Origin of the sequence: Paucihalobacter ruber, from assembly GCF_006494535.1 — a bacterium.
GTDB lineage: Bacteria > Bacteroidota > Bacteroidia > Flavobacteriales > Flavobacteriaceae > Paucihalobacter > Paucihalobacter ruber.
The window spans coordinates 87368-113731 of record NZ_VHIQ01000008.1 but is presented as its reverse complement, the minus strand read 5'-3'; the positions used below and the strand labels follow the sequence as shown (position 1 = coordinate 113731).

Sequence of the window (26364 nt, the reverse complement as noted above, 5' to 3'; positions counted from 1 at the left end):
TGTACCCCTTAAACGTTACGGTTTTTCCGTAGTTCTTAGCAATACTCTGCGGTGTGCGGGCTAAAATTTTAACATTTTTTTGACTGCAATAGGTGCATTTTTAGGTTAAACAATAGTTTTCGGTTAATTTGAGGCTGCGTACATCGTTATTTACAGTACTAAAATACAATGCTGAATGCGTCTCCGGTAACAAATCTGCTATAATTTGTGGCCATTCTATCAAAATCCAGGCATCGCTATCTAAATAATCTTCAATGCCTATTTGATACAATTCTTCTACATCTTGTACGCGGTATAAATCAAAATGATAAATGGTGTCCTTTTCTGTAACATATGGGTTCACCAGAGAAAACGTAGGACTACTAACCACATCATTACTGCCCAAAGCTTTTACTATAGCTTTGATAAAGGTAGTTTTACCGGCACCCATATCGCCGTAAAAACATACCACCTTGCTGTTTAACTGCTTTAAAACAGTATCTACAGCCTTCGGCAGTTCTTCTAATTTGTAGGTTAGTTCCATGCTATCATTGATAGATTTACCATGCAATATTACATAATCTTTTTGACAAAACCTAAGAAAAAGTGTATTTCGTCGATTATTTGTGCGTTTTATGGATAAACATATGATAATTTAACTTTTCATAATTCACATTATCAATTGTTTAAGCGTATTTCTGTCAGAAGGTTGTTTTTGGATATAAAATCTAAACAAAATTGCTTCGAAAATTTAAAGTCTCAAGTTGTTATTCGATTTTAAATCATAAGCTGAAAACAATAGTTTTGTTGAAAACCAACGGATTAAACCGTGGGTTATTCCAAGTTATATTATTTACCAAACCAGACCGTTTAATTAGCTTTAAGCCATTAAGTTAGACCACCAATTCAACACTACTTCTGCCTTGGTAGCATCACCACAAAAGGTATCACCATTTCTTCTAAACTGATACCTCCGTGCTGATAGGTGTTGCGGTAATAGCTTACGTAATGATTGTAGTTATTGGGATAAGCTAAAAATAAATCGTCTTTGGCAAATACAAATGAACTATTCATACTCATAGATGGTAAGTGAATGTCTTTTGGATTTTTAACTGCCATAACATCGCGATCTTGATAAGTGAGGCTTCGGCCTGTTTTATACCTTAAATTTAAACTGGTATCTCGATCTCCAATTACCTTAGACGGATTCTTAACATTGATGGTACCGTGATCTGTAGTGATGATTAATTTAAATCCTAAAGTTTGCGCCTGTTGGATAATTTCCAGCAACGGCGAATTCTTAAACCAACTTAAAGTTAACGATCTGTAGGCTTTATCGTTTGAGGCCAATTCTTTTACCACTTCCATTTCTGTTTTGGAGTGGGAGAGCATATCTACAAAATTGTAAACTATAACTGTTAAATCGTTGTCTTTTTGAGATTTAAAAGTTTCGGCAATTTTTTTACCGTTTTTTAGGTTGGTGATTTTATGGTATTCAACCTTTAGATCACGTAATCCAAGTCGTTTTAACTGGGCTTGTAAAAACTCAGCTTCATATAGGTTTTTGCCGCCTTCGTCGTTATCGTTTTTCCAGTATTGCGGAAAAAGCTTTTCCATTTCCAAGGGCATTAATCCGGAAAACAATGCATTACGCGCATATTGCGTAGCGGTTGGTAAGATACTGTAATAAGGTATTTCGGTTAACTTTTTATAATAATTGTTGATAACCGGCTCAAAAGACTGCCACTGATCGTAACGCAAATTATCAACTACAACTAATAGCGTTGGTTGATCTTTACTCAACTCGGGCACCACTTTCTCTTTAAATAGGGTATGAGACATAACAGGCGCATCTTCCGGCGAATCAAACCAGCTTTCGTAATTTTTTTCAATAAACTTACCAAACTGTGTATTGGCTTCAGATTTTTGAGATTCTAAGATTTCGGTCATGCCTACATCTTCAATATCGTCTAACTGTAATTCCCAGTATAAAAGTTTTCGGTAAAGTTCGGCCCAGTCTTCAAAACTATTCACCATAGCCATATCCATCGCAATTTTTCTAAATTCCTGCTGATAGTTGGACGTGGTGCGTTCACTCACCAAACGCGAATGGTCTAAATTCTTTTTTATCGATAATAAAATTTGATTGGGATTAACCGGCTTAATAAGGTAATCGGCTATTTTGTTACCAATGGCTTCTTCCATAATGTATTCTTCTTCACTTTTGGTAATCATTACCACCGGAATATTGGGACGCTTGGCCTTGATTTCGTTTAAGGTTTCCAGACCGGTAAGTCCCGGCATGTTTTCATCTAGGAAAACAATGTCAAAACTGCTGTCGTCTATAATTTCTAGGGCTTCTGTACCACTTTGGCAGGTGGTAACCTTGTATTGTTTTTGTTCTAAAAATAAGATGTGCGGTTTAAGTAAATCAATTTCGTCGTCTACCCAAAGAATATTTATATGGTTCATGTATATTTGTTTATTGAATTTAATGATTGATGTCTGCTAACAAACTTAAAATATTTAACGACCCAATTTACGGTTTTATTACCATACCAAATGAGCTAGTTTTTAATTTAATTGAACATCCTTACTTTCAAAGATTGCGCCGTATTTCGCAAATGGGCTTGTCTTATTTGGTGTATCCCGGTGCACATCACACGCGTTTTCACCACGCTTTGGGCAGCATGCATTTAATGCAAAAAGCCATACAAACACTTAAAATAAAAGGGATTGAAATTTCTGAAGACGAAACCAACGCCTTATTGTGTGCCATTTTGTTGCACGATGTTGGCCATGGTCCGTTTAGTCATACTTTAGAACACAGTATTGCCAAAGGCTTATCTCATGAGCAAATTTCGCTCAAATTTATGCAATATCTCAATAAGGAGTTTAACGGAAGTTTAACGACTGCCATTGCCATCTTTAAAGGTGAATATCACCGAAAGTTTCTTTGTCAGCTGGTTTCCGGGCAATTGGATATGGATCGCGCCGATTATCTTAAACGCGATAGTTTCTACACAGGCGTTGCCGAAGGTAACATTAATAGCGAACGATTGATTAGTATGCTTAACGTGGTTGACGACCGTTTGGTTATTGAAGAAAAAGGTATTTACAGCGTTGAAAAGTTTTTACTGGCCAGACGTTTGATGTATTGGCAGGTATATTTACACAAAACCAGTTTATTAGCCGAACAATTACTGATGAACATTTTAAAACGCGTTAAGTGGCTTTATCAAAACCAGATCAAAATTGAAGCAGGTAAGGCCTTGATGTATTTTATTGAAAACGACGTTTCATTAGATCAATTTAACGATATAGCTTTACAGCAATTTGCCGCTTTAGACGATTATGATATTATTTACGCCATTAAACAATGGCAATTTCATGACGACAAGGTATTACAAATGCTTTGCCGAATGGTCATCAATCGACGATTGCTCACTATTAAAATCAAATCAAAACCTGTAGCGCCATCTAAACTGAAAGCTCATTTAATGAAATTTGCCGAAGCTCATGAAATGACCAATGAAGAAGCAGCCTATTTTATATTTGATGGCAGTATTTCTAATCAGGCTTACACCTTAAAAAAAGAACAAATATTAATTCAGTTTAAAAATGGTAAGTTGCAGGATATTGTTAAGGCCTCAGACCATTTTAATCTCAAAGCGCTCACTAAACCTGTTGTTAAATATTATATCTCTTATCCAAAGAATAGTATATGAGACATTTTTTCTATTTTTGCCAGTAATCAACCAACCGCTAAAAAATGAACATGTGAAATTCACAGCACAACAAATAGCAGGTATTTTAGAAGGTGAAATAGAAGGGAATCCCGATGTTGAAGTTTCTAAACTTGCCAAAATAGAAGAAGGTATTCCGGGAAGTCTTACTTTTTTGGCCAATCCAAAATACAAGTCCTATATATATACTACCAAAGCGTCAATCACTATTGTAGATAAAGCTTTTGTGGCTGAACAAGCAATTACAACAACCCTTATTAAAGTTGAAGATGCTTATAAAGCATTTTCGCAATTACTATCGTATTACAATCAAATTAAACTAAATAAATTCGGAATAGAACAACCTAGTTTTATTGCGGAAACCGCGCTCTATGGAAAAGATATTTACCTCGGAGCTTTTTCATACGTAGGCGACAAGGTGAATATTGGCGATAATGTTAAAATATTCCCGAATGTCTATATCGGCGATAATGTAACCATTGGATCCAACACCATTATATTCGCGGGTACTAAAATTTACTCCGATTGCGTTATTGGAGCCAGCTGTGTAATCAATTCGGGCGCTATTATTGGTGCTGATGGTTTTGGTTTTGCACCAGACCAAAATGGTGAATATCAAAAAGTACCACAAACTGGCAATGTAATTATTGAAGACAATGTAGATATTGGAGCCTGTACTACGATTGATCGTGCCACACTAGGCAGCACCATTATAAGAAGAGGCGTAAAGCTAGACAATCAAATACAAATAGCGCATAATGTTGAAATTGGTAAAAACACTGTGATAGCGGCACAAACTGGAGTTGCCGGTTCTACCAAAATTGGCGAAAATTGTCAAATTGGAGGTCAAGTAGGTTTTGCGGGTCATATAACGGTTGGTAATAATGTTAAAATCCAAGCGCAATCTGGCATTGGTCGAAATGTTAAAGATAACGAGGTATTACAAGGCTCACCTGCTTTTGGATATGGCGATTACAATAAATCTTACGTGCATTTCAAGAATTTACCTAGAATAATGAAAGACATCAATCAGCTTCAAAGTAAACAAAATGGCGATAGTTAAAACAGAACAAAGGCAAAAAACAATCAAAAATGAAGTCTCTTTAGAAGGTGTTGGACTTCATACGGGTAATATAGTAAAACTAACGTTTAAGCCTGCGCCAATTCATAGCGGATTTGCTTTTAAACGTATTGATTTAGAAGGTAATCCTGTAATTGAAGCCGATGCCAATTATGTTACCAATACACAACGCGGTACTTGTTTAGAAAAAAATGGTGTCACTATCCAAACATGTGAGCATGTTTTAGCCGCATTAGTTGGAATGGGCGTTGATAATGCTATTATTGAATTAAATGCATCCGAACCACCAATTATGGATGGCTCATCAAAATTCTTTGTGGAAGCTATTGAAAAGGCTGAAATAATAGAACAAGATGCGGTTAGAGAAGTTTATGTAGTAACAGACATTATTTCTTATACCGACGAAGAATCAGGTAGTGAGATTTTAGTAATGCCGTCTACAGAATACAAAGTCACCACGATGGTCGACTTTGGAACAAAGGTATTAGGAACTCAAAATGCAACCCTTAATCATATTTCTGAATTTAAAAATGAAATATCAGACAGCCGTACTTTTAGTTTTTTACACGAGCTTGAAATGCTTTTGGAACACGGTCTTATAAAAGGAGGCGATTTAAATAACGCTATTGTTTATGTAGATAAAAAGCTATCTCCGGAAACCATGGAGAAATTAAAAGTGGCGTTTAATAAGGATTCTATCTCAGTAAAACCTAACGGAATTTTAGATAACCTTACCTTACACCATCCAAATGAAGCGGCACGACATAAATTACTAGATGTAGTTGGTGACTTAGCACTTATTGGTACAGCCATTCAAGGGAAAGTGATTGCCAATAAACCTGGGCATTATATCAATACCCAATTCGCAAAAAAGATGTCGAAAATTATAAAAAATGAACGTCGCAACAATGTGCCAAATATCGACATTAATCAAGAACCCTTGATGGATGTTTGTCAGATTATGAATATGTTGCCGCACCGACAGCCATTTTTATTCTTAGACAAGGTTTTTGAGCTGTCCGACCATCATGTTATCGGGATGAAAAACGTGACCATGAACGAAAGTTTTTTCCAAGGTCATTTTCCTGGAGCACCAGTGATGCCTGGTGTATTAATTGTTGAAGCCATGGCACAAACCGGCGGTATTTTGGTATTAAGCACCGTGCCTGATCCAGAAAATTATCTAACTTTTTTTATGAAAATAGATAATGTCAAGTTCAAGCAAAAAGTAGTTCCTGGAGACACGTTAATATTTAAATGTGAATTGATTACGCCTATACGACGCGGTATTTGCCACATGCAAGGTTATGCCTATGCAAATGGTAAATTATGTGCAGAAGCCGAATTAATGGCGCAAATTTCAAAAGTAAAATAAATTAAGATGAATCAACCCTTAGCATATGTGCATCCAGGTGCCAAAATAGCCAAAAATGTTGTAATAGAACCGTTTACTACCATTCACAACAACGTTGTTATTGGCGAAGGTACATGGATAGGCAGTAACGTTACCATCATGGAGGGCGCTCGCATCGGTAAAAATTGCAGTATCTTTCCAGGTGCAGTTATTTCAGCGGTACCACAAGATCTAAAATACAACGACGAGGACACCACCGTAGAAATTGGTAATAATGTAACCATTCGCGAATGTGTTACGATTAATCGCGGTACTACCGATAAAATGAAAACCGTAGTGGGCAATAATTGCTTAATTATGGCTTATTGCCATATTGCGCACGATTGCATAGTTGGCAACAACTGCATATTTTCAAATAATAGTACCTTGGCTGGTCATATTACGGTTGGCGATTATGTGGTTTTAGCTGGTATGACTGCCGTACACCAGTTTTGTGCCATCGGTAACCATGCCTTTGTAACTGGCGGATCTTTGGTTAGAAAAGATGTGCCACCATTTGTAAAGGCGGCGCGTGAGCCTCTTTCTTATGTTGGAATTAATTCGGTTGGATTGAGAAGACGCGGTTTTTCGGCCGATAAAATCAGAGAAATCCAAAATATATACCGAATTCTTTATCAAAAAAACTACAATAATACCCAGGCAGCCGAAATTATTGAAGCCGAAATGGAAGCCACACCCGAACGCGATGAGATTTTGCAATTCATCCGAAATTCTCATCGCGGTATTATGAAGGGTTATCAAAAATCAAATTAACTTTGCAAATCAAAAGCTTCAACCGCGGTTGATTAAACTTTTAAATAAAAATTATATTTATGGCAACAACTTCAGATATCAGAAACGGATTATGCATTAGATACAACCATGATATTTATAAAATTATCGAATTTTTACACGTAAAACCCGGAAAAGGTCCTGCATTTGTTAGAACCAAATTAAGAAGTGTTACCTCAGGAAAGGTTTTGGACAATACTTTTTCAGCCGGACATAAAATTGAAGAAGTACGCGTAGAGACACACACATTTCAGTTTCTTTACAGCGAAGGCGATACCTTTCATTTTATGAACACCGAAGACTATAATCAAATTACCTTACAAAGATCGGCCTTAGACGCTCCAGATCTGTTAAAAGAAGGTGAGGTTGTAACCATATTAATCAACACCGAAGATGGTGGCTCACCTTTATCTGTGGAAATGCCTGCCAGCGTGGTTTTAGAAGTAACACACACCGAACCCGGCGTTAAAGGCAACACCGCCACCAACGCAACCAAGCCCGCAACTGTAGAAACAGGAGCTATTGTTAATGTGCCTTTATTTATAAATGAGGGTGACAAAATAAAAATAGAAACAGAAAAGGGTACTTACAAAGAACGCGTTAAGGAATAATGAAGTTCCTAAAACCTTATACCTTAAAGGAAATAGCAAGCCTTATTGATGCCCAATTCGTTGGTGATGCTAATTTTCCTGTTCTTGGCATGAATGAGATTCATGTGGTTGAAACGGGTGATATTGTGTTTGTAGACCACCCAAAATATTATGACAAGGCATTGCAAAGCGCAGCAACTATTGTGCTTATTAACAAAGAAGTAGATTGTCCCGAAGGCAAAGCCCTACTGATAAGTGACGATCCGTTCAGGGATTTCAATAAACTAACCAAGCACTTTAAACCTTTTGTACCGGCAACTTCTGCTATTTCCGAGAGTGCTCAAATAGGAAAGAACACCATTATTCAGCCTAATTGCTTTATTGGTAACAACGTTATCATTGGAGATAATTGTATTATTCATCCCGGCGTTATTATTTACGATGATACCGTTATAGGTAGCCATGTCACCATTCACGCCGGAACCGTTTTAGGCGCCAGTGCTTTTTACTATAAGAAACGTCCAGAAGGTTTTGATCCGCTTATTTCAGGCGGTAATGTGGTTATAGAAGATAATGTCGATATTGGCGCGTTATGTACCATAGACCGTGGTGTAACGGCCAGTACCACTATTAAAGCAGGAAGTAAACTAGACAATCAAATTCAAATTGGGCACGACACTATTGTGGGTAAAAAGTGTTTAATTGCTTCGCAAACAGGCATAGCAGGTTGTGTTGTTATAGGCGATGAGGTCACCATTTGGGGACAAGTGGGTAGCACCAGTGGTATTACCATTGGTGAAAAGGCAGTTATTTTAGCGCAATCGGGTATTAGTAAATCTTTAGATGGTGGTAAAACCTACTTTGGCTATCCGGCCGATGAATCTAGAGTAAAACTAAAGGAATTAGCGTCGATAAGACAAATTCCAAAGATTCTCGATGAGTTAAAATCCAATAGAAATAAACAATCATAAATTAGTGATAAAAGTCAACTTTAAGTTTTAAAAATAGAAGCTTAAAACTTACTTTTGCATCAGTTTTTAAAAACCTAAAAAATAACATCGATGAGTGTTTTAGTCAATAAAAATTCAAAAATAATTGTACAAGGATTTACAGGCAGTGAAGGTACTTTTCACGCCGGACAAATGATAGAATACGGTACCAACGTTGTTGGCGGCGTTACTCCCGGAAAAGGAGGCCAGATGCACCTTGATAAACCGGTGTTTAATACCGTGGCCGAAGCTGTTGAAAAAGCCGGAGCCGATACCAGTATTATTTTTGTACCGCCGGCCTTTGCAGCCGATGCCATTATGGAAGCAGCCGATGCGGGCATTAAAGTTATTATTACCATCACTGAAGGAATTCCGGTGGCGGATATGATTAAGGCATTCGATTACATAAAAAACAGAGATTGCCGATTAATTGGTCCAAACTGCCCCGGAGTTATTACTCCCGAAGAGGCGAAAGTTGGTATCATGCCCGGATTTGTATTTAAAAAAGGTAATGTAGGTATTGTTTCAAAATCGGGAACACTTACTTATGAAGCAGCCGATCAGGTTGTAAAACAAGGATTAGGAATTACCACAGCCATTGGTATTGGTGGTGATCCAATTATTGGAACTACTACCAAAGAAGCTGTTGAAATGTTAATCAACGACCCAGAAACCGAAGCTGTTGTTATGATTGGTGAAATTGGTGGACAGTTAGAAGCTGATGCTGCCAACTGGTATAAGCAAAGTGGCAGTAAGAAACCAATTATTGGTTTTATAGCAGGCGAAACTGCTCCTGCAGGTCGTACCATGGGTCACGCCGGAGCCATTGTTGGCGGAAGCGATGATACTGCACAGGCCAAGAAAAAAATTATGCGCGAATGCGGAATACACGTTGTTGATTCGCCTGCTGAAATTGGTAAAAAAGTTGCCGAAGTTTTAAGTTAATTTAATTGTTGTGTTAATACACCTCACAAGGTTGTCGTTTTAAATAACGCAATTTTGTGAGGTTTTTAATTCATTAACATTTTGGGTTTAATTATCTTTACACGTCACATTTACTAATTTAAATAACGAAAACACCTTTAATTAAAACAAAGAATATAGTTTAAATCTTTTTATATGAAATTACTACAAGGAAAAACAGCCATCATCACCGGAGCCAGTAGAGGTATAGGCAAAGGAATAGCCGAAATTTTTGCGCAACACGGCGCCAACGTTGCTTTTACATACAGCTCTTCGGCTGAGTCAGCTTTGGCATTAGAAAAAGAATTAAGTGCTCTTGGCGTTAAAGTAAAAGCTTACAAAAGCGACGCATCAAATTATGAAGCTTCACAACAGTTAGCTGAAGAGGTACTTGCTGAGTTCGGTTCGATCGATATTCTTATCAATAATGCAGGTATTACCAAAGACAATCTGTTGATGCGTATGAGCGAAGAAGACTTCGATAAGGTGATTGAAGTTAATTTAAAATCGGTTTTCAATATGACCAAAGCTGTACAACGCACCATGCTTAAACAGCGTTATGGGTCTATCATCAATATGAGTTCTGTAGTTGGAGTTAAAGGAAATGCCGGACAAACCAATTACGCTGCTTCAAAAGCCGGTATTATTGGTTTTTCTAAATCGGTGGCGTTAGAATTAGGCTCACGTAACATTCGTTGTAACGTGATAGCACCCGGATTTATAGAAACAGAAATGACTGCCAAGTTAGACGAAAATACCGTAAAAGGCTGGAGAGATGCCATTCCTTTAAAACGCGGCGGAACACCCGAGGATATCGCCAATGCCTGCGTGTTTTTAGCCAGCGATTTAAGTGCATATGTCACCGGTCAAACCTTACATGTTGACGGCGGTATGCTTACTTAACATACTTAAAGTATCAGAAAAATTAAATGACAAACCTCACAATTTTTTTTATCATACTATCATTTGGAATAGCGCTGTCATTGGCGCTATTTCAATATAGAGTGAAATCTAAAATTAGTAAAAAGGTCAGCGCTTATCTGGCAATTTTAAGGTTTGTAAGTATATTTACTTTATTGTTATTGTTAATAAATCCAAAGTTTCAAAACACCACTTATTATTCCGAAAAACCCAACTTGGTGGTTGCTGTTGACAATTCAGAATCTATAAAATATCTCAATCAACATGAAAGAGCAATTGACTTTTTAGAGACAGTAAAGTCTAATTCAGAGTTAAACAATCGCTTTAATATTGAGTTTTATCAGTTTGATAGTGAATTATATAATTTAACTGAAACTAATTTTGATAAGAACCAATCAGACATTTCAAAAGCACTATCGGGTTTGGCTGATATTTATAAAAACAGCAATACAGCCATTACCTTATTAACCGACGGTAATCAAACTTACGGTCGCGATTATCAGTACAGCGCTTCAACTAAAAAATTGCCTGTATTCCCTTTAATTTTAGGAGACACAACCAAGTATGCCGATCTTAAAATTCAGCAATTAAACGTTAACAAATACGCTTTTTTAAAAAATAGATTTCCGGTAGAAACAGTGGTAGTGTATGATGGTAATGAAGCAGTTTCAACACAACTAAAAATTTCGTCTGGAGATAGGATTCTTTTTTCTGAGACGATTAACCTAGATTCAAAAAATAATTCTAAAGTAGTAAATACCACCATACTCGCTGAAAATATTGGTGTTAAATCTTATAAAGTTGAATTGCTTCCGCTTGAAAACGAAAAAAACAGTACTAACAATATTAAAAATTTTGCGGTAGAAGTTATAGACGAAAAATCGAATATTGCAATTGTTTCGACCATGATGCATCCAGATTTAGGCGTACTAAAAAAGAGTATTGAAACCAATGAACAACGTTCGGCTATTATTTTAAAAGTAGATGAGGTTCTTGGTCAAATTGAAGATTATCAATTGTTTGTTTTGTATCAACCTGATGCAAGTTTTAAACCTTTATTTGATTTGCTCGATCAATTAGAACTGAACAGCTTTATCATTGCCGGCACCAATACCAACTGGCGGTTTTTAAACCAAGTTCAAACTAAATTTAAGCAAACCATTACCAATCAGTATGAAAATCATCAGGCCGCTCAGAATATTAATTTCAGCAATTTTATTATCGATAACTTAAACTTCAGCAACTTACCGCCTTTACGATCTGAATTTGGTGAATGTGAAATAAGAGTCCCTCATGACATTTTGCTGTTTAAAGTCATCAACGGTTTTGAAACTGAGGAAGCCTTATTAGCAACCACAGAAATTAACAATCAAAGACAAGCATTATTACTTGGTGAAGATATTTGGCGCTGGCGTGCACAAAGTTTTTTAGACGATCAATCGTTTAATAATTTTGATAATTTTATGGGCAAATTGGTGCAATATTTAAGTTCTAACAAACTAAAAAGCCGATTGAATATAGACTATAACTCTTTTTATAACAGCAGTGATAAAATCATAATCTCAGCGCAGTTTTTTAATAAAAATTACGAGTTTGAGACCAATGCCAAGTTGGTAATTTCACTAACCAATACAGAAAGTAACCAACAGTTTAACTATCCACTATTATTAAATAACAATAATTATGTTGTTGATTTAAATGGCTTGTTGGCAGGTGATTATAATTTCATAATTACCGAGGAGAACGAAAATATTTCAAAATCAGGCCAGATTAAAATATTGGAATTTAATATTGAACAACAATTCTTAAATGCCAATGCTGTAAAACTTCAAAGTTTGGCCGGTACAAATCAAGGTAAGGCTTATTTTCCAAATGAAGTAGAAACCCTTTTTTATGAATTGATTAACGATAAACGCTTCCAAATCACTCAAAAAAGCACCAAAAATATTGTACCTTTGCTAGACTTTAAAATTCTGCTAGCTTTATTAGCGCTCAGCTTAGGTTTAGAGTGGTTTATTAGAAAGTATAACGGATTAATTTAAAAATTTAAATTTTATGGAAAGATTACCAAAAATCGCATTACCGGGTATTATAGCAATTATTGTGCTGATAATTATTTTAGCGAAATCGGCGGTTACAATTGGTGCCGGACAAGCAGGTGTTTTATTTAAAACCTTTAGTGAAGGTGTGGTAACCGATAAACCACCTATGACTGAAGGTTTTCATATAGTTGCTCCTTGGAATAAAGTAATTGTTTACGAAACCAGACAGCAAGAGTTATCTGAGCCAATTAGAGCCTTGTCTTCAAATGGTTTGGATATTAAAATAGATACTTCTATATGGTTTCAACCTGAATACGAAAATCTTGGTAAACTCCACCAGGATAAGGGCGAAGCTTATGTTCAAAGAGTTTTAATACCGGCTATTCGTTCGGCTTCAAGAAGCGTGGTAGGTAGATATACACCGGAGCAATTGTATTCGAGCAAAAGAGATGCTATTCAGACAGAGATTTTTACCGAGACTAATAAATTATTAGAAGGTCAATTTATTCAGTTAAATGAAGTACTTGTAAGAGATGTTACTTTGCCACCAACAATTAAAGATGCCATTGAGCGTAAATTAAGTCAGGAACAGGAAGCATTAGAATATGAATTCAGACTTCAAAAGGCAGAGCAAGAAGCCGAAAGACAACGTATTGATGCCGAAGGTAAGGCGCGTGCTAACCAAATTTTAAGTGCGTCGTTAACCGATAAGATTCTTCAGGAAAAAGGAATTCAGGCTACTTTAGAATTATCTAAATCTCCAAATTCTAAAGTAATTGTAATTGGTTCAGGAAAAGATGGAATGCCTATTATTTTAGGAAATCAATAGTCTTTGCATAATTTTAACAAGCTAAAATTTGGAATTCAATTTATAATTTCTGAATCTTTGTTTATCAAAATAAGAAAAATGAATTTAAATCAATTACATCATCACCATTCACATACTGGCAATCAGGCGAGGTAATGATGTATTGATAACAAATAACATAATAAAACCCCGTTTGAGCTAATCAATCGGGGTTTTTTCATTCCTGCTCAAACCTTACAGCGATGAGGAAAGCAGAAACCCCGAAAGGTAAAAAAAGCTCAAATGAAAATTTGAAGTTTAACTTAAAACAAACCGTTTTATCGGTGATTAAAAAATGACAAAGCTAAAAATTGCAGTACAAAAATCAGGGAGATTACACGATGATTCCATGAGTATTTTAAAAGACATTGGCATATCCATCGATAATGGAAGAGACCAATTAAAAGCTTCGGCGAGAAATTTTCCTTTGGAAGTGTTTTATCTTAGAAATGGCGATATTCCTCAGTATTTAAAAGATGGCGTCGTTGATGCGGCTATCATTGGCGAAAACTTATTATTTGAAAAAGGGGCCGACATCAAATCTATCGAAAACCTTGGTTTTTCAAGTTGTCGTGTAAGTCTGGCAGTACCTAAAGGGTTTCAATACCAATCAATAAAAGACTTAAACAACAAGAAAATTGCTACTTCGTACCCTAATACAGTGCAAGATTTTCTGGATAAAAACGATATTACGGCACAGCTTCACATCATCAACGGATCGGTTGAAATCGCTCCAAATATTGGATTGGCTGATGCTATTGTAGATATCGTTTCAAGCGGTAGTACGTTGTTTAAAAACAATTTAAAAGAGGTTGAAGTAATTCTTAAATCGCAAGCTGTTTTAGCGGTATCACCAAAAATTACAGCCAACGCACAATTGGTTTTAGACACTTTACATTTCAGATTAAAGTCGGTTTTACGTGCACGACAATCGAGATATATCTTATTGAATGCTCCAAATGAGAAACTCGATGATATTATTAAAATATTGCCCGGAATGAAAAGTCCTACAGTGTTACCTTTAGCCGAAGAGGGATGGAGCTCATTACATTCAGTAATTAATAAGAACGATTTTTGGGAAATTATCGATGAACTAAAAGCCAATGGTGCCGAAAGTATTTTAGTTTGCCCAATAGAAAATATGGTCTTTTAATACTCTTTATAAAAAAAATTAGAACTAATCATGCAACAATATATCAATCCAAACCCTGAAACCTGGCTCGAAATTTTAAAAAGGCCAACTCAAACAGTCGAAAATATTGAAGATACGGTTAACCAAATTTTCGATGATGTTAAAAGGCACGGCGATAGAGCCATAAGTAAATATACCTCTATGTTTGACGGTGTTTTGTTAGAGTCGATTTTGGTAGATTCGTCCGAAATAGATGCGGCCGCCAATCGCGTACCTGAATCTCTAAAACAGGCCATTCAACTGGCTAAAAACAATATTGAGGTATTTCATAAAGCTCAAATAACAGATCGTGTAGAGGTTGAAACTATAACGGGTGTCAAATGCTGGCAAGAAAAACGCCCCATTCAAAAAGTTGGTTTATATATTCCGGGTGGCACGGCGCCGTTATTTTCTTCGGTATTGATGTTAGCAATTCCTGCTAAAATTGCCGGCTGCAAAGATATTGTGTTGTGCTCGCCACCTAATAAACAAGGCCAACTAGCTGATGAAATTTTATACGCTGCCCAGTTGTGCGGTGTAACAAACATTTTAAAAGTAGGAGGTATACAAGCCATTGCCGGATTAACTTTTGGCACTGAAAGTATTCCTCAGGTTTATAAAATTTTTGGACCCGGAAATCAGTTTGTAACGGTTGCTAAGCAATTGGCTACAAAATACGGTGTAGCCATCGATATGCCTGCCGGACCAAGCGAGTTGCTGGTGGTTGCAGACGATAGTGCTAATGCCGCTTATGTAGCTTCAGATTTGTTAAGTCAGGCAGAACACGGTGTTGATAGTCAGGTGATTTTAGTAACGACTTCAAAAGATTTACTTAAAGAAGTAGAAGTTGAAATCAAAAGTCAAATAAGTGTGTTACCTAGAAAAGTTATTGCTGAAAAAGCCATTAATAATTCGCGCATAATATATGTTGAAAATGATGAAACGGCTTTAAAGCTTATCAACGAATATGCTCCCGAACATTTTATCATTTGCTGTAAAAATGAAGATTTTTATGTTAATGGTATTATCAATGCAGGCTCAGTATTTATTGGTAATTTCACACCGGAAAGTGCCGGTGATTACGCCTCTGGCACCAATCATACACTGCCAACCAACGGTTTTAGCAAAGCTTACTCGGGTGTTAACTTAGATAGCTTTAATAAAAGTGTCACCTTTCAAAAAATTAGTGAAAGCGGCATTAAAAGCATTGGTCCGGCCATAGAAGCTATGGCATCAGCCGAAGGATTACAAGCACACAAAAACGCTGTAACTTTGCGATTAAAGGATTTAACCAATTAAATGTCATTTCGAGCGCAGTCGAGAAATCTGTAAAATGAAAGTAAAAGAGTTTAATATAGCGTCTTTATTAAGAGATAACATCAAATCGATGAAACCATATTCTTCGGCTAGAGACGAATTTAAAGAAACCACTGGCGATATGGTTTTTATTGACGCTAATGAGAATCCATTCGAAAACGGACTTAACCGTTATCCCGATCCGCAACAGCGTGAATTAAAACAACGACTTTCAGAAATAAAGAACATTCCTGTTAGTCAAATTTTATTAGGAAATGGCAGCGACGAAGTATTAGATTTGATTTTTAGAGCCTTTTGTGAGCCTAATCAGGATGAAATCATCACCTTGCCGCCAACCTATGGTATGTACGGTGTTTTAGCAAATTTAAATGCAGTGAAAAACGTTGAAGTTGAATTAGAAGCCAACTTTCAACCAAATGTAAAAGCCATATTTAATGCTGTAAATAGCCAAACAAAACTTCTGTTTTTATGTTCGCCTAACAACCCAACCGCTAATAGTTTTGAGGCCGGATTAATGGAACAACTCATCATGAACTTCCCCGGAATTGTGGTTATTGACGAGGCTTACATCGATTTTTCAAACGAAGAAAGTTGGTTGAGTAGGTTGCAAGAGTTTCCAAATTTAATCATCACGCAAACACTTTCAAAAGCTTATGGTTTAGCCGGAATTAGGTTGGGAATTTGTTATGCTTCCGAAGCCATTATTGCCGTTTTAAACAAGATTAAACCACCTTATAATATCAATCAGCTCACGCAATCACAAGCCATTGCTCGTTTAAATCGAATGGATAAGGTTGAACAAGAAGTTGCAGAAATTTTAAATGAACGCGAAAGACTTCAATCCGAATTACAAAAAGTTAACTTTGTAAACACTATTTATGATTCTGATGCTAATTTTATTTTAGTAAAAGTAGACGACGCTAATAAGCGCTATGGGCAGTTAATAAATTTCGGAATTGTAGTGCGTAATAGAACAACTCAGCCGCTATGTCACAATTGCTTGCGTTTAACTATTGGAACTAAGGAAGAGAATGATAAATTGATTGAAATCTTAAATATTTTGAAATAATTATTGAGATTGCAAGCGTAGAAATTAAAATTGTATAAATAAACAAGAGATTCTTGTGTACACAGGAAATTAATATGAAACAAATACTTTTTATAGATAGAGATGGCACCTTGGTTATTGAACCGCCAACAGATTATCAATTAGATAGTTTTGAAAAGCTCGAGTTTTTTCCAGGAGTATTTCAATTTTTGGGAAAAGTAGCCAAAGAACTCAATTTCAAATTGGTAATGGTAACCAACCAGGATGGTTTAGGAACGGATTCATTTCCTGAAGACACCTTTTGGCCGGTTCAAAATTTTTTAATTCAAGCTTTTAAAAACGAAGATATTGAATTTGATGAAGTGGTAATAGATTGCACTTTCGAACATGAAAATGCACCTACCAGAAAACCCCGAACAGGATTGCTAACCCATTATATGGATGGTAATTACGATTTACAAAATTCCTACGTCATAGGCGATAGACTTACCGATATTCAATTAGCACAAAATTTGGGAGCAAAAGGCATTTTAATAAATGTTGAAAGTCAGGAAAAACCAAGTCAGAATGCTATTAATAATTTTAAAGAGGTATTTACTTTGCAAACATCGTCTTGGGAAGAAATTTACAACTTTTTGAAAGCCGGTCAACGTTTGGGTAGCATTGAACGCAATACCAATGAAACCAAAATTAAAATCGACCTTAATTTAGATGGCACCGGAAAGAGTAACATTGATACCGGTATTGCTTTTTTTGACCATATGCTAGACCAAATAGCACGTCACGGACAAATAGATTTAAACATAAAAGTAGATGGCGATTTAGAAGTGGATGAACACCACACCATTGAAGATACTGCCATTGCCTTGGGCGAAGTGTTTGCCAAAACTCTAAGCAATAAATTAGGTATTGAGCGATACGGATTCTGCCTGCCTATGGACGACTGCCTAGCCCAGGTAGCGATTGATTTTGGAGGCAGAAACTGGCTGGTTTGGGAAGCCAAATTTAAACGTGAAATGATTGGTAAAATGCCAACCGAAATGTTTTATCATTTCTTTAAATCATTTACTGATGGCGCTAAATGTAATCTCAATATTAAAGCTGAAGGTACCAACGAACATCATAAAATAGAAGCCATATTTAAAGCATTTGCCAAAGCTATTAAAATGGCTGTTAAACGCGATGTGGAGAAAATGATATTGCCATCAACAAAAGGGGTTTTATAAAAACCAAATTTCAAATTTCAAATTCTAATAATTTTTAAGTTGGATTTTGGTGCTTGATTTTTGGATTTTAAGTTTTTATTGTCCAAAAACAGAATTTATTAAAAGAAAAACATTTTGAAAATCATCATTATTAATTACGGAGCGGGTAACATTAAAAGTATTCAGTTTGCTTTTCAAAGATTGGGGTTTGATGCTGTTTTGACCAACGATCCGGAAGAAATTAGCAATGCAGATAAAGTTATTTTTCCCGGCGTAGGTGAAGCAAGTTCTGCGATGAACAAATTAAGGCAAACAGGCTTGGAGGTTTTAATTCCGCAATTAAAACAGCCGGTTTTAGGAATTTGTCTGGGAATGCAACTCATGTGTAACCACACAGAAGAAGGCAACACTCAGGGCATAGGTATTTTTGATGTTAATGTAAAACGTTTTTCAAATGCAGTAAAAGTCCCACAAATGGGATGGAATACCATTCACAATTTAAAATCAGATTTGTTTAAAGGTATTCATGAAGGTGATTATATGTATCTTGTTCACAGCTATTATGCCGAAAATTGTAATCAAGCCATAGCGACAACAAATTATGAATTAGAATATGCTTCGGCTTTAGAAAACGGCAATTTTTTTGGAGTTCAATTTCATCCCGAGAAAAGCGGTAAAGTTGGGGAGCAGTTATTAAAGAATTTTATTAAATTATAATAGCAAGTGATTTTTAATAATAGTAAAAATAAAATTTATTAACAATATAGCAAATAATAAAATACCAATGAATGGATATTCTTGACATGATATTGCTTGGCATCGTTATAGCATCTAACAACCTTGCGTTTTCATTTGGTTTGGGCGCTTTGGGGACTAAGGCTTATCATCTCAGAATTGTAATTGTTTTTACAATTGTAGAATTTACAATTCCACTTATTGGGCTATTTATTGGTCGGTATATCAGTTCATTTATAGAAAATTACGCAGATTTAATAGGGAGTATAATTTTAATTGGTCTTGGTTTTTATACCATTTTTACTTCCTATAAAACTAAGAAGGAAACAACTGAATCACTAGAATACATAACCTCAGTAAAAGGATTGTTATTGATAGCTTTAGGGCTAAGTACAGACAACCTTTTAGTAGGTTTTAGTTTAGGACTTGGAGATGTAAACCCATTGAAATTAGCGTTTTTTATAGCCTTTTTTTCTATGGTATTTACCTTTGTGGGTCTTAAGACTGGCAAATACATTAAAAGTACTTTTGGTAAATATGTCCAGATTTTTGCAGGTGTATTATTAATTATTTTAGGAATTATTAATTATTTGGGCTTTTCATTTTAATTATGAAATTAACTTTTTTGAAACAAAATAAAATTTAAAGCATGCGCATTATCCCAGCCATAGATATCATAGAAGGAAAATGTGTTCGTCTCACTAAAGGCGATTACGACACAAAAAAAATATACAATGAAAATCCGTTAGAGGTTGCCAAAGCCTTTGCAGATGCAGGTATTCAATATTTACATTTAGTTGATTTAGATGGTGCAAAAGCGCAGCATATTGTCAATTATAAGGTGCTTGAAACTATTACTTCAAAAACTAATTTAAAGGTGGATTTTGGTGGCGGACTCAAATCAAATGAAGACCTGCACGTTGCTTTTAACTCGGGTGCACAACAAATTACCGGTGGTAGCATTGCCGTTAAAAGTCCGGAGATGTTTGAAAATTGGATTAATAAATATGGTCCTCAAAAAATTATCTTAGGTGCCGATTGCAAAGACCAGAAAATAGCTGTTAGCGGTTGGAAAGAGCAATCTAATATAGAAGTGATTTCGTTTATTAAAGATTATCAGAAAAAAAACATCCAGTATGTTATTTGTACTGACATTTCAAAAGATGGGATGCTAGAAGGTCCTTCATTAGAATTATATCAAAATATTATACAAGTTTGTTCCAACAGTAGTAATACACAATCCATTAAGCTCATAGCTTCAGGTGGTATTACCTCTGTTAAAGATTTAGAAGAATTAGACGCCATTGGCTGCGAAGGCGCTATCATTGGAAAAGCCATTTACGAAAATAGAATTAGCTTAAAAGAATTAGAAAGATTTATGTGATATTAGATTTACGAATTACAAATTACGATTTGGGAAATTATGAAATTAAATTTTGAACAAGATGAAGAATGAAATGTTGCAGAGAACAAAACAATTTGCTATTGATTGTTGGCATTTTTGTTCTAAAGTTCCCAAATCAAGAGAATTTAATGCTTATGTAAATCAATTATTAAAATGTTCTAGTTCTGTTGGTGCAAATTATCGATCTTCTCAGCGTGCTAAATCTACTGCAGATTTTATTAATAAACTTAAAATTGTAGAAGAAGAAGCAGATGAAAGTATGTATTGGTTGGAAATATTTGAGCAAATTTTACCTGAGTATGCTGATGAGATAAAGGGATTAATAAAAGAGGCTAACGAAATTTTAGCGATTACAGTTGTATCCATAAATACAATTAGAAAAAATCAAAATAAATAAAATTCAAGAAACAAAAACCATAATTCGTATGTCGTACTTCAAAAATCTAATATGAGCACATGCTAACAAAAAGAATCATACCCTGTTTAGACATCAAAGACGGTCGTACCGTTAAGGGTGTTAATTTTGTGGATTTACGCGATGCCGGTGATCCTGTAGCGCTTGGAAAACAATATGCAGAATTGGGTGCAGACGAGCTGGTGTTTTTAGATATTTCGGCAACACAGGAGAAACGACGAACTATGCACGATATGGTGTTAAAAGTAGCCGAGCAGGTCAACATTCCATTTACAGTTGGTGGCGGTATATCGTCGGTTGAAGATGTAGACGATTTATTGCATTGTGGTGCCGATAAAGTATCAATTAACTCTTCGGCAGTGAAGCGTCCGGAACTTATTAATGAATTATCAGCAAAATTCGGTAGTCAATGTATTGTAGTAGCTATAGATGCCAAGCAAATTGAAGGTGAATGGTTTGTGCATTTGGCCGGAGGCACTATTCCAACAAATATTAAATTATTTGATTGGGCAAAAGAAGTAGAGGAACGTGGTGCAGGCGAAATATTATTCACATCCATGAACCACGACGGCACTAAAAACGGTTTTGCTAATGAAGCTTTAGCCAAATTGTCAAGTTTGGTAAATATTCCTATTATTGCATCAGGTGGCGCAGGAACCATACAGCATTTTGCCGATACTTTTACAATAGGAAAAGCAGATGCAGCCCTGGCGGCAAGTGTATTCCATTTTGGTGAAATTCCGATTTTAGAATTAAAGAATCAATTAAAAAATAAAGGTTTAGCTGTAAGATTATGACTGTAAATTTTGATAAAAATAACGATGGACTTGTCCCGGCCATTATCCAAGATGCCAATACTAAAAACGTCTTGATGTTAGGTTACATGAATGAAACGGCATTCGAAAAAACCATAGCCAGCAAAAAAGTAACCTTTTTTAGTCGTACCAAAAATCGGCTTTGGACCAAAGGTGAAGAAAGTGGCAATTTTTTGCATTTAATTGATTATAAATTAGATTGCGATAGTGATGCGTTGCTAATTTCTGTTAAACCCGAAGGACCAACCTGTCACAAAGGCACCGACACTTGTTGGGCTGAAAACAATACAAGTTCTTACGGCTTTCTGTCTAAATTAGAAAATGTTATTGAGCAACGTAAAAATTCAGCTGAAGGGAATACTTCTTATGTGGCGTCTTTATTTGAAAAAGGCATCAATAAAATTGCACAAAAAGTAGGCGAAGAAGCTGTGGAAGTAGTTATTGAAGCTAAAGACAGCAACGATGATTTATTTTTAAATGAAAGTGCCGATTTGCTATTTCATTACTTAATTTTATTGCAGGCAAAAGGTTATCAACTTCAAGACGTTGTATCTATACTGGAACAGCGCCATTCAAAATAAAATTTAGAAACTTGAATCTTGAAATATAGTCACTTTTATTTAGTTAAATTTCAATATTTGGGTTATCGTTTTCACGGATGGCAAAAACAACCCAATTTAAAAACGGTGCACCTAATGATAGACAAAACATTGCGCTATGTAATGGATGGTGCGGCCTTTAAATCATTAACGTCCAGCAGAACGGATGCTATGGTTTCGGCTAACGAAAGTGCTTTTGAGTTATTTACATTTGAGGAAATAAATAATTTAGATGAATTTTTGATATGGTTTAATCATAATTTACCTCAAGATATTAGAGTGCTTTCCATTAAGCCAGTAGACGAGAAGTTTAATATTATTCAAAACTCAAAAATTAAAGAATATCATTATGTGTTTTCTGAAGGACAAAAGAATCATCCGTTTTGTGCACCAATTTTAACTACAATTTTAGAGCCACTCGATATTGAAATAATGAAACAAGGCGCCAAGCTATTTCAAGGTACTCATTATCTAAAATCCTATTGTTATAAGCCAACCGATCATGGTGAGTATAATCGTACCATACTGGAAAGTACCATTACAGAAAATACCGTTTATAAAGCAAATTTTTTTCCGAAAACATCTTACATTTTTAAAGTAAAAGGCAAAGGATTTATGCGCAATCAAATTCGATTGATGATGGGTGTCTTAATTAAATTAGGTAGAGGTGAAGTAGATTTGACTTTTATTGAAAACTCCCTAAAACCTGATTTTGATTGTAAAATTGATTATATAGCACCGGCATCAGGTTTAATCCTGAATCATGTAAATTTTGACGGATTAGATTAAAATTTTCTAGTGGCTTTATAAATTATAAAACAACAAACTGCGACTATAGCTAATAAAACCAATCCATTAACCATCTTGCCGTAAATTAGACTACCTATTGCAAAAAGCGTAGCATATACACCCAAGACACCAACTATAAAAGCTAGAGTTTTGTAACCAAATCCTTTAAATTTGGAATCTTTACCAAAAATCAGCAGATTAAAACTATTGAGCGTTTCTTGTTTACTTGGTTGGGTGAGTAGTGTTACTGTTATCCATCCAATTGTTGTGATGACAACTCCCGTAACCAATTGCCAGTGAGATGCTAATTCAAACCATGGTGTTTCCAACTTTCCATTTACAAAAAATAAAACAGCGATTACAAACGAAATCGCCATAGCTGCGATTTCGCTGTAAGGATTGATGCGAGACCAAAACCATCGTAAAATAAACAGTAGACCGGTACCGGCGCCAATTTGCAATAACAAGCTAAATACATCTTTAGCCGATTGCAAATAGAAAGAAAAAAGTCCGGCTGCTATCATCAGCAAAACAGTTGATAGTCTACCAACAAGTACCTTTTGTTTTTCAGTTGCCTGAGGTTTTATGAAACGCGCGTAAAAATCGTTCACCACATAAGAGCTGCCCCAATTTAATTGCGTTGAAATCGTGCTCATAAAAGCAGCCATTAATGAGGTGAGTACAATACCAATTAAACCAATTGGCAGGTAAGTCATCATTGCGGCGTAGGCTACATCATCGCCTTGCATTTCGGCTGTAAGATTTGGAAAAGTATTATTAAGACTTGACAAATCAGGATAAATAATCAACGATGCTAAGCCCACTAAAATCCATGGCCAGGGACGCATAGCGTAGTGCGCAAAGTTGAAAAATAAAGTAGCCCAGGTAGCGTGATTTTCGTCTTTTGCGGCCAGCATTCTTTGAGCAATATAGCCACCACCACCTGGTTCAGCGCCGGGATACCAAGTGCTCCACCATTGAACAGCAAATGGAATAATGAGCAGAGTAATAACAGCTTCGGTATTATTAAAATCCGGGAAAAAGCTTAATTTATTATTGACGAGTTCGTGAGATAACAAGTTTTCCAAACCCCCAATTTCAGGTAGATTAACTATGTAAATAGTAGCCCAAACACTCCCAATCATAGCCAGTAAAAACTGGATAAAGTCTGTTAACAAAACACCTTTTAGTCCGCCTAAAGATGCATAGAACACCACAATAACCGACGCATAAATAAGTGTTTCGGCTTGGGAAAGCCCGAGTAAAATATTGGCAATTTTAGCTCCGGCCAAGCAAACGCCCGCCATGGTAATGATGTTAAAAATTACACCAAGATAGATAGCTCTAAAACCTCGCAAGAAAGCGGCCGCTTTTCCGCTGTAACGCAATTCGTAAAACTCTAAATCGGTTGCGATACCGCTTTTCCGCCACAGTTTGGCATAAAAAAAAACGGTAAGCATACCTGTTAATAGTAAAGCCCACCAAACCCAATTGCCCGATACGCCGTCTTTTCTAACTAATTCGGTTACTAAACCGGGTGTATCGGCTGCAAAGGTTGTAGCCACCATACTAACGCCTAAAAGCCACCAGGGCATATTGCGGCCTGAAAGAAAAAATTCGTTACTGGTTTTACCGGCTTTTTTTGAAACATAAATTCCAATGCCGGCAAAGAGTACTAAAAAGAAAATAATAATGAACCAATCTAATGTATGAAGCGTCATGCTGTGTTGTTATGGAATACAAAGCTAAAATTTAATCGCAAATAAAAAAGGTATGGAAACCAATGATTGCCATACCTTTTTATAACTATTTAAATGTTAGTTAATCTACAACATGCAGTTCTTCTTTATTGATAAACTTACCATTTTTAGACTGACCAAGAATAACAACATCCTTGGTACGTTCGTATGTTTTAATTGTTCTTAACATTTGTTCTTCCGTACTGCTATGCAACTTAATGCCCGAATTAGCGCCTTTATTGCGTATTTCAATATAATAACCATCTTTTAATTTGATAGGTTTTGTTGCCGGTCTTCCCATGAAATTGGATTTAATAAATTAAAAAGTCAGGCATATTACATATTATTTTAGAAATTAACAAAAAGTATGGGTACTTTTAACAGAGAATTAAGCAATTTTATACTTATTATTTTCTTTTGATAAATATGAGTTGTTTACAATAAAAAAAATATGTCATAATTAGATAATTACAGTTGAGTACTTTCTGTTCAACTTCAACTATATTTTCATAAAATATGTTGTATATTTAAACGTCTTTAACAACGATTTGATTAGAAAAAAATTAATAAAATTTAACCGAATATTTCATGAAAAACTTGACATTATTATTGCTCTTTTTTTCCCTTTTCGGCTGTGGAGCTAAACAAGCAGTTTCTGAATTACCGAGTAAACGTACTTTAAAAGGAACTTGGGAACTTACCGACATTAAATTTATTGGAGAGAAAGGTATTTATAAAGCTTTTTTGTTCGATGCCGCAGATTCGGCTTGTTTTAAGGGAAGCGAATGGGTTTTTATCCCTAACAACGCCTCCGGAAGATTTACAACAAACGCCAGTAACTCTACTTGCGATATATTAAACTATCGCATTATATGGTCATTTTTGGAGGTAGGTAACAACAAGTCTTTTCAATTTAAATATGCCGATGAAAAGAATAGACCACAAAGCAAAGATAAAACAGGCTATAGAGCAGAAATTAATGAACTTACTGCCGGTAATATGATAATAACTCTACCTTCAACTTATGAAGGTAATTCATTTGATGTGGTAATAAAATTCGAGAAAAAATCTGATAATATAAATCTTTAGAAATATGAAAACAATTTTAAAATATAGTGCAGTCATTATGCTTTCGTTTGCAATAGTAGGTTGTTCTGCTGTTCAAAACGCTAATAAAACTCAAAAAGGTGCTGTTTTAGGAGCTGCCGGAGGTGCTCTTGTTGGCGGACTTATAGGCGGTAATTTAAAAGGGGCATTGATTGGCGCAGCAGTTGGTGGTGCATCGGGTGCTGTAATTGGTAACGTCATGGATAAGCAAGCTCAAAAAATTGAAACAGCTGTTCCCGGTGCCGAAGTAGAACGCGTCGGGGAAGGTATTCTTATTAATTTCGACGAAAATAGTGGTGTTAACTTTGCTACTAATAAGGCTGATTTAACGGTAACTTCAAAAGCTAATTTAGATAAGGTTGTAAATGTGTTTTTAGAATTTCCTGACACTAATATCCTTGTTCAAGGACATACAGATAGTACAGGTAGTGAGGCCTATAACATGGAGCTTTCTAAAAAAAGAGCTAAATCTGTTGTAGATTATTTAAAATCTAAGGGTGTCGCAGCCAATAGATTATCTATGGAAGGTTTAGGCCAAAGTATGCCTCGCTTTGATAATAGCACTGCGGAAGGTAGATCAAAAAATAGACGTGTTGAGATAGCTGTTATTGCAAATGAGCAAATGATAGAAGACGCACGAGCAAAGCAAAATTAAAATTTTAAAAATTATAACTTT

Annotated in this window: 27 protein-coding genes; 23 read left to right on the top strand and 4 right to left on the bottom strand. The window is 35.7% G+C overall.

Annotated features, from left to right (window positions below):
• Positions 1-100: 100 nt before the first annotated feature.
• Together tsaE and porX are read right to left on the bottom strand one after the other, a co-directional pair.
• The gene (gene tsaE, locus FJ651_RS15095; RefSeq protein WP_140991580.1) at positions 101-523 is read right to left on the bottom strand and encodes a tRNA (adenosine(37)-N6)-threonylcarbamoyltransferase complex ATPase subunit type 1 TsaE; all 423 of its coding nucleotides are present in this window, start codon (positions 521-523) and stop codon (positions 101-103) included.
• 368 nt (positions 524-891) lie between these two features.
• Positions 892-2451 (bottom strand): T9SS response regulator signal transducer PorX, encoded by a 1560-nt coding sequence (gene porX, locus FJ651_RS15090; RefSeq protein ID WP_140991578.1) that lies wholly within the window; start codon positions 2449-2451, stop codon positions 892-894.
• Between the two features lie 26 nt (positions 2452-2477).
• Here porX and FJ651_RS15085 point away from each other — a divergent pair, with 26 nt between their 5' ends.
• The 21 genes from FJ651_RS15085 (at position 2478) to FJ651_RS14985 (ending at position 22842) form a co-directional block, all read left to right on the top strand.
• Positions 2478-3707: an HD domain-containing protein gene (locus tag FJ651_RS15085; protein ID WP_140991576.1), complete on the top strand. Its 1230-nt coding sequence runs from the start codon at positions 2478-2480 to the stop codon at positions 3705-3707.
• A gap of 52 nt (positions 3708-3759) precedes the next feature.
• Positions 3760-4788, top strand: a complete 1029-nt coding sequence (gene lpxD / locus FJ651_RS15080) for a UDP-3-O-(3-hydroxymyristoyl)glucosamine N-acyltransferase (protein WP_140991574.1) — start codon at positions 3760-3762, stop codon at positions 4786-4788.
• On the top strand, positions 4775-6181 hold the full coding sequence (locus tag FJ651_RS15075) for a bifunctional UDP-3-O-[3-hydroxymyristoyl] N-acetylglucosamine deacetylase/3-hydroxyacyl-ACP dehydratase (protein WP_140991572.1): 1407 nt from the start codon (positions 4775-4777) through the stop codon (positions 6179-6181). The genes lpxD and FJ651_RS15075 overlap by 14 nt, the downstream gene beginning before the upstream one ends.
• A 6-nt stretch (positions 6182-6187) precedes the next feature.
• A complete protein-coding gene (gene lpxA, locus FJ651_RS15070) occupies positions 6188-6973 on the top strand; it encodes an acyl-ACP--UDP-N-acetylglucosamine O-acyltransferase (RefSeq protein WP_140991570.1) in 786 nt (261 codons plus the stop codon).
• A gap of 59 nt (positions 6974-7032) precedes the next feature.
• Complete coding sequence (efp, locus tag FJ651_RS15065; protein WP_140991568.1) at positions 7033-7602, top strand: elongation factor P; 570 nt, start codon at positions 7033-7035, stop codon at positions 7600-7602.
• Positions 7602-8552, top strand: a complete 951-nt coding sequence (locus FJ651_RS15060) for a UDP-3-O-(3-hydroxymyristoyl)glucosamine N-acyltransferase (RefSeq protein ID WP_140991566.1) — start codon at positions 7602-7604, stop codon at positions 8550-8552. The genes efp and FJ651_RS15060 overlap by 1 nt, the downstream gene beginning before the upstream one ends.
• A gap of 90 nt (positions 8553-8642) precedes the next feature.
• Positions 8643-9515, top strand: coding sequence for a succinate--CoA ligase subunit alpha (gene sucD / locus FJ651_RS15055; RefSeq protein ID WP_140991565.1), 873 nt, complete (start codon positions 8643-8645; stop codon positions 9513-9515).
• A gap of 174 nt (positions 9516-9689) precedes the next feature.
• A complete protein-coding gene (gene fabG / locus FJ651_RS15050; RefSeq protein ID WP_140991563.1) occupies positions 9690-10436 on the top strand; it encodes a 3-oxoacyl-[acyl-carrier-protein] reductase in 747 nt (248 codons plus the stop codon).
• A 26-nt stretch (positions 10437-10462) separates the two neighbouring features.
• Positions 10463-12496: a VWA domain-containing protein gene (locus tag FJ651_RS15045; RefSeq protein WP_140991561.1), complete on the top strand. Its 2034-nt coding sequence runs from the start codon at positions 10463-10465 to the stop codon at positions 12494-12496.
• A 13-nt stretch (positions 12497-12509) separates the two neighbouring features.
• Positions 12510-13325, top strand: coding sequence for a prohibitin family protein (locus FJ651_RS15040; protein ID WP_140991560.1), 816 nt, complete (start codon positions 12510-12512; stop codon positions 13323-13325).
• 313 nt (positions 13326-13638) lie between these two features.
• Complete coding sequence (gene hisG, locus FJ651_RS15035) at positions 13639-14496, top strand: ATP phosphoribosyltransferase (RefSeq protein WP_140991558.1); 858 nt, start codon at positions 13639-13641, stop codon at positions 14494-14496.
• A 30-nt stretch (positions 14497-14526) separates the two neighbouring features.
• Positions 14527-15813, top strand: a complete 1287-nt coding sequence (gene hisD, locus FJ651_RS15030) for a histidinol dehydrogenase (protein ID WP_140991556.1) — start codon at positions 14527-14529, stop codon at positions 15811-15813.
• Between the two features lie 34 nt (positions 15814-15847).
• Positions 15848-16900 carry a histidinol-phosphate transaminase gene (gene hisC, locus FJ651_RS15025; RefSeq protein WP_140991554.1) on the top strand — a complete coding sequence of 351 codons (1053 nt, stop codon included), beginning with the start codon at positions 15848-15850 and terminating at the stop codon, positions 16898-16900.
• A 74-nt stretch (positions 16901-16974) separates the two neighbouring features.
• Positions 16975-18105 (top strand): bifunctional histidinol-phosphatase/imidazoleglycerol-phosphate dehydratase HisB, encoded by a 1131-nt coding sequence (gene hisB / locus FJ651_RS15020; protein WP_140991552.1) that lies wholly within the window; start codon positions 16975-16977, stop codon positions 18103-18105.
• 114 nt (positions 18106-18219) lie between these two features.
• On the top strand, positions 18220-18801 hold the full coding sequence (gene hisH / locus FJ651_RS15015; RefSeq protein WP_140991550.1) for an imidazole glycerol phosphate synthase subunit HisH: 582 nt from the start codon (positions 18220-18222) through the stop codon (positions 18799-18801).
• A 71-nt stretch (positions 18802-18872) separates the two neighbouring features.
• Complete coding sequence (locus FJ651_RS15010; RefSeq protein ID WP_140991548.1) at positions 18873-19427, top strand: manganese efflux pump MntP; 555 nt, start codon at positions 18873-18875, stop codon at positions 19425-19427.
• 41 nt (positions 19428-19468) lie between these two features.
• The gene (hisA, locus tag FJ651_RS15005; protein ID WP_140991546.1) at positions 19469-20203 is read left to right on the top strand and encodes a 1-(5-phosphoribosyl)-5-[(5-phosphoribosylamino)methylideneamino]imidazole-4-carboxamide isomerase; all 735 of its coding nucleotides are present in this window, start codon (positions 19469-19471) and stop codon (positions 20201-20203) included.
• 61 nt (positions 20204-20264) lie between these two features.
• Positions 20265-20621 carry a four helix bundle protein gene (locus tag FJ651_RS15000; RefSeq protein ID WP_140991544.1) on the top strand — a complete coding sequence of 119 codons (357 nt, stop codon included), beginning with the start codon at positions 20265-20267 and terminating at the stop codon, positions 20619-20621.
• Between the two features lie 59 nt (positions 20622-20680).
• Positions 20681-21436 (top strand): imidazole glycerol phosphate synthase subunit HisF, encoded by a 756-nt coding sequence (gene hisF, locus FJ651_RS14995; RefSeq protein ID WP_140991542.1) that lies wholly within the window; start codon positions 20681-20683, stop codon positions 21434-21436.
• Complete coding sequence (hisIE, locus tag FJ651_RS14990; RefSeq protein ID WP_140991540.1) at positions 21433-22035, top strand: bifunctional phosphoribosyl-AMP cyclohydrolase/phosphoribosyl-ATP diphosphatase HisIE; 603 nt, start codon at positions 21433-21435, stop codon at positions 22033-22035. Before hisF ends, hisIE begins: the two co-directional genes overlap by 4 nt.
• Positions 22036-22050: 15 nt before the next feature.
• Positions 22051-22842, top strand: coding sequence for a tRNA pseudouridine synthase A (locus tag FJ651_RS14985; RefSeq protein WP_394348099.1), 792 nt, complete (start codon positions 22051-22053; stop codon positions 22840-22842).
• Here FJ651_RS14985 and FJ651_RS14980 read toward each other — a convergent pair.
• Positions 22839-24563 carry a sodium:solute symporter family protein gene (locus FJ651_RS14980; RefSeq protein ID WP_140991536.1) on the bottom strand — a complete coding sequence of 575 codons (1725 nt, stop codon included), beginning with the start codon at positions 24561-24563 and terminating at the stop codon, positions 22839-22841. The genes FJ651_RS14985 and FJ651_RS14980 overlap by 4 nt on opposite strands.
• 100 nt (positions 24564-24663) lie before the next feature.
• Positions 24664-24882, bottom strand: coding sequence for a hypothetical protein (locus tag FJ651_RS14975; RefSeq protein ID WP_140991533.1), 219 nt, complete (start codon positions 24880-24882; stop codon positions 24664-24666).
• A gap of 287 nt (positions 24883-25169) precedes the next feature.
• Here FJ651_RS14975 and FJ651_RS14970 point away from each other — a divergent pair, with 287 nt between their 5' ends.
• Both FJ651_RS14970 and FJ651_RS14965 read left to right on the top strand, forming a co-directional pair.
• Positions 25170-25670: a lipocalin family protein gene (locus tag FJ651_RS14970; protein WP_140991532.1), complete on the top strand. Its 501-nt coding sequence runs from the start codon at positions 25170-25172 to the stop codon at positions 25668-25670.
• Positions 25671-25674: 4 nt separating this feature from the next.
• Complete coding sequence (locus tag FJ651_RS14965) at positions 25675-26343, top strand: OmpA family protein (RefSeq protein WP_140991530.1); 669 nt, start codon at positions 25675-25677, stop codon at positions 26341-26343.
• Positions 26344-26364 lie beyond the last annotated feature (21 nt).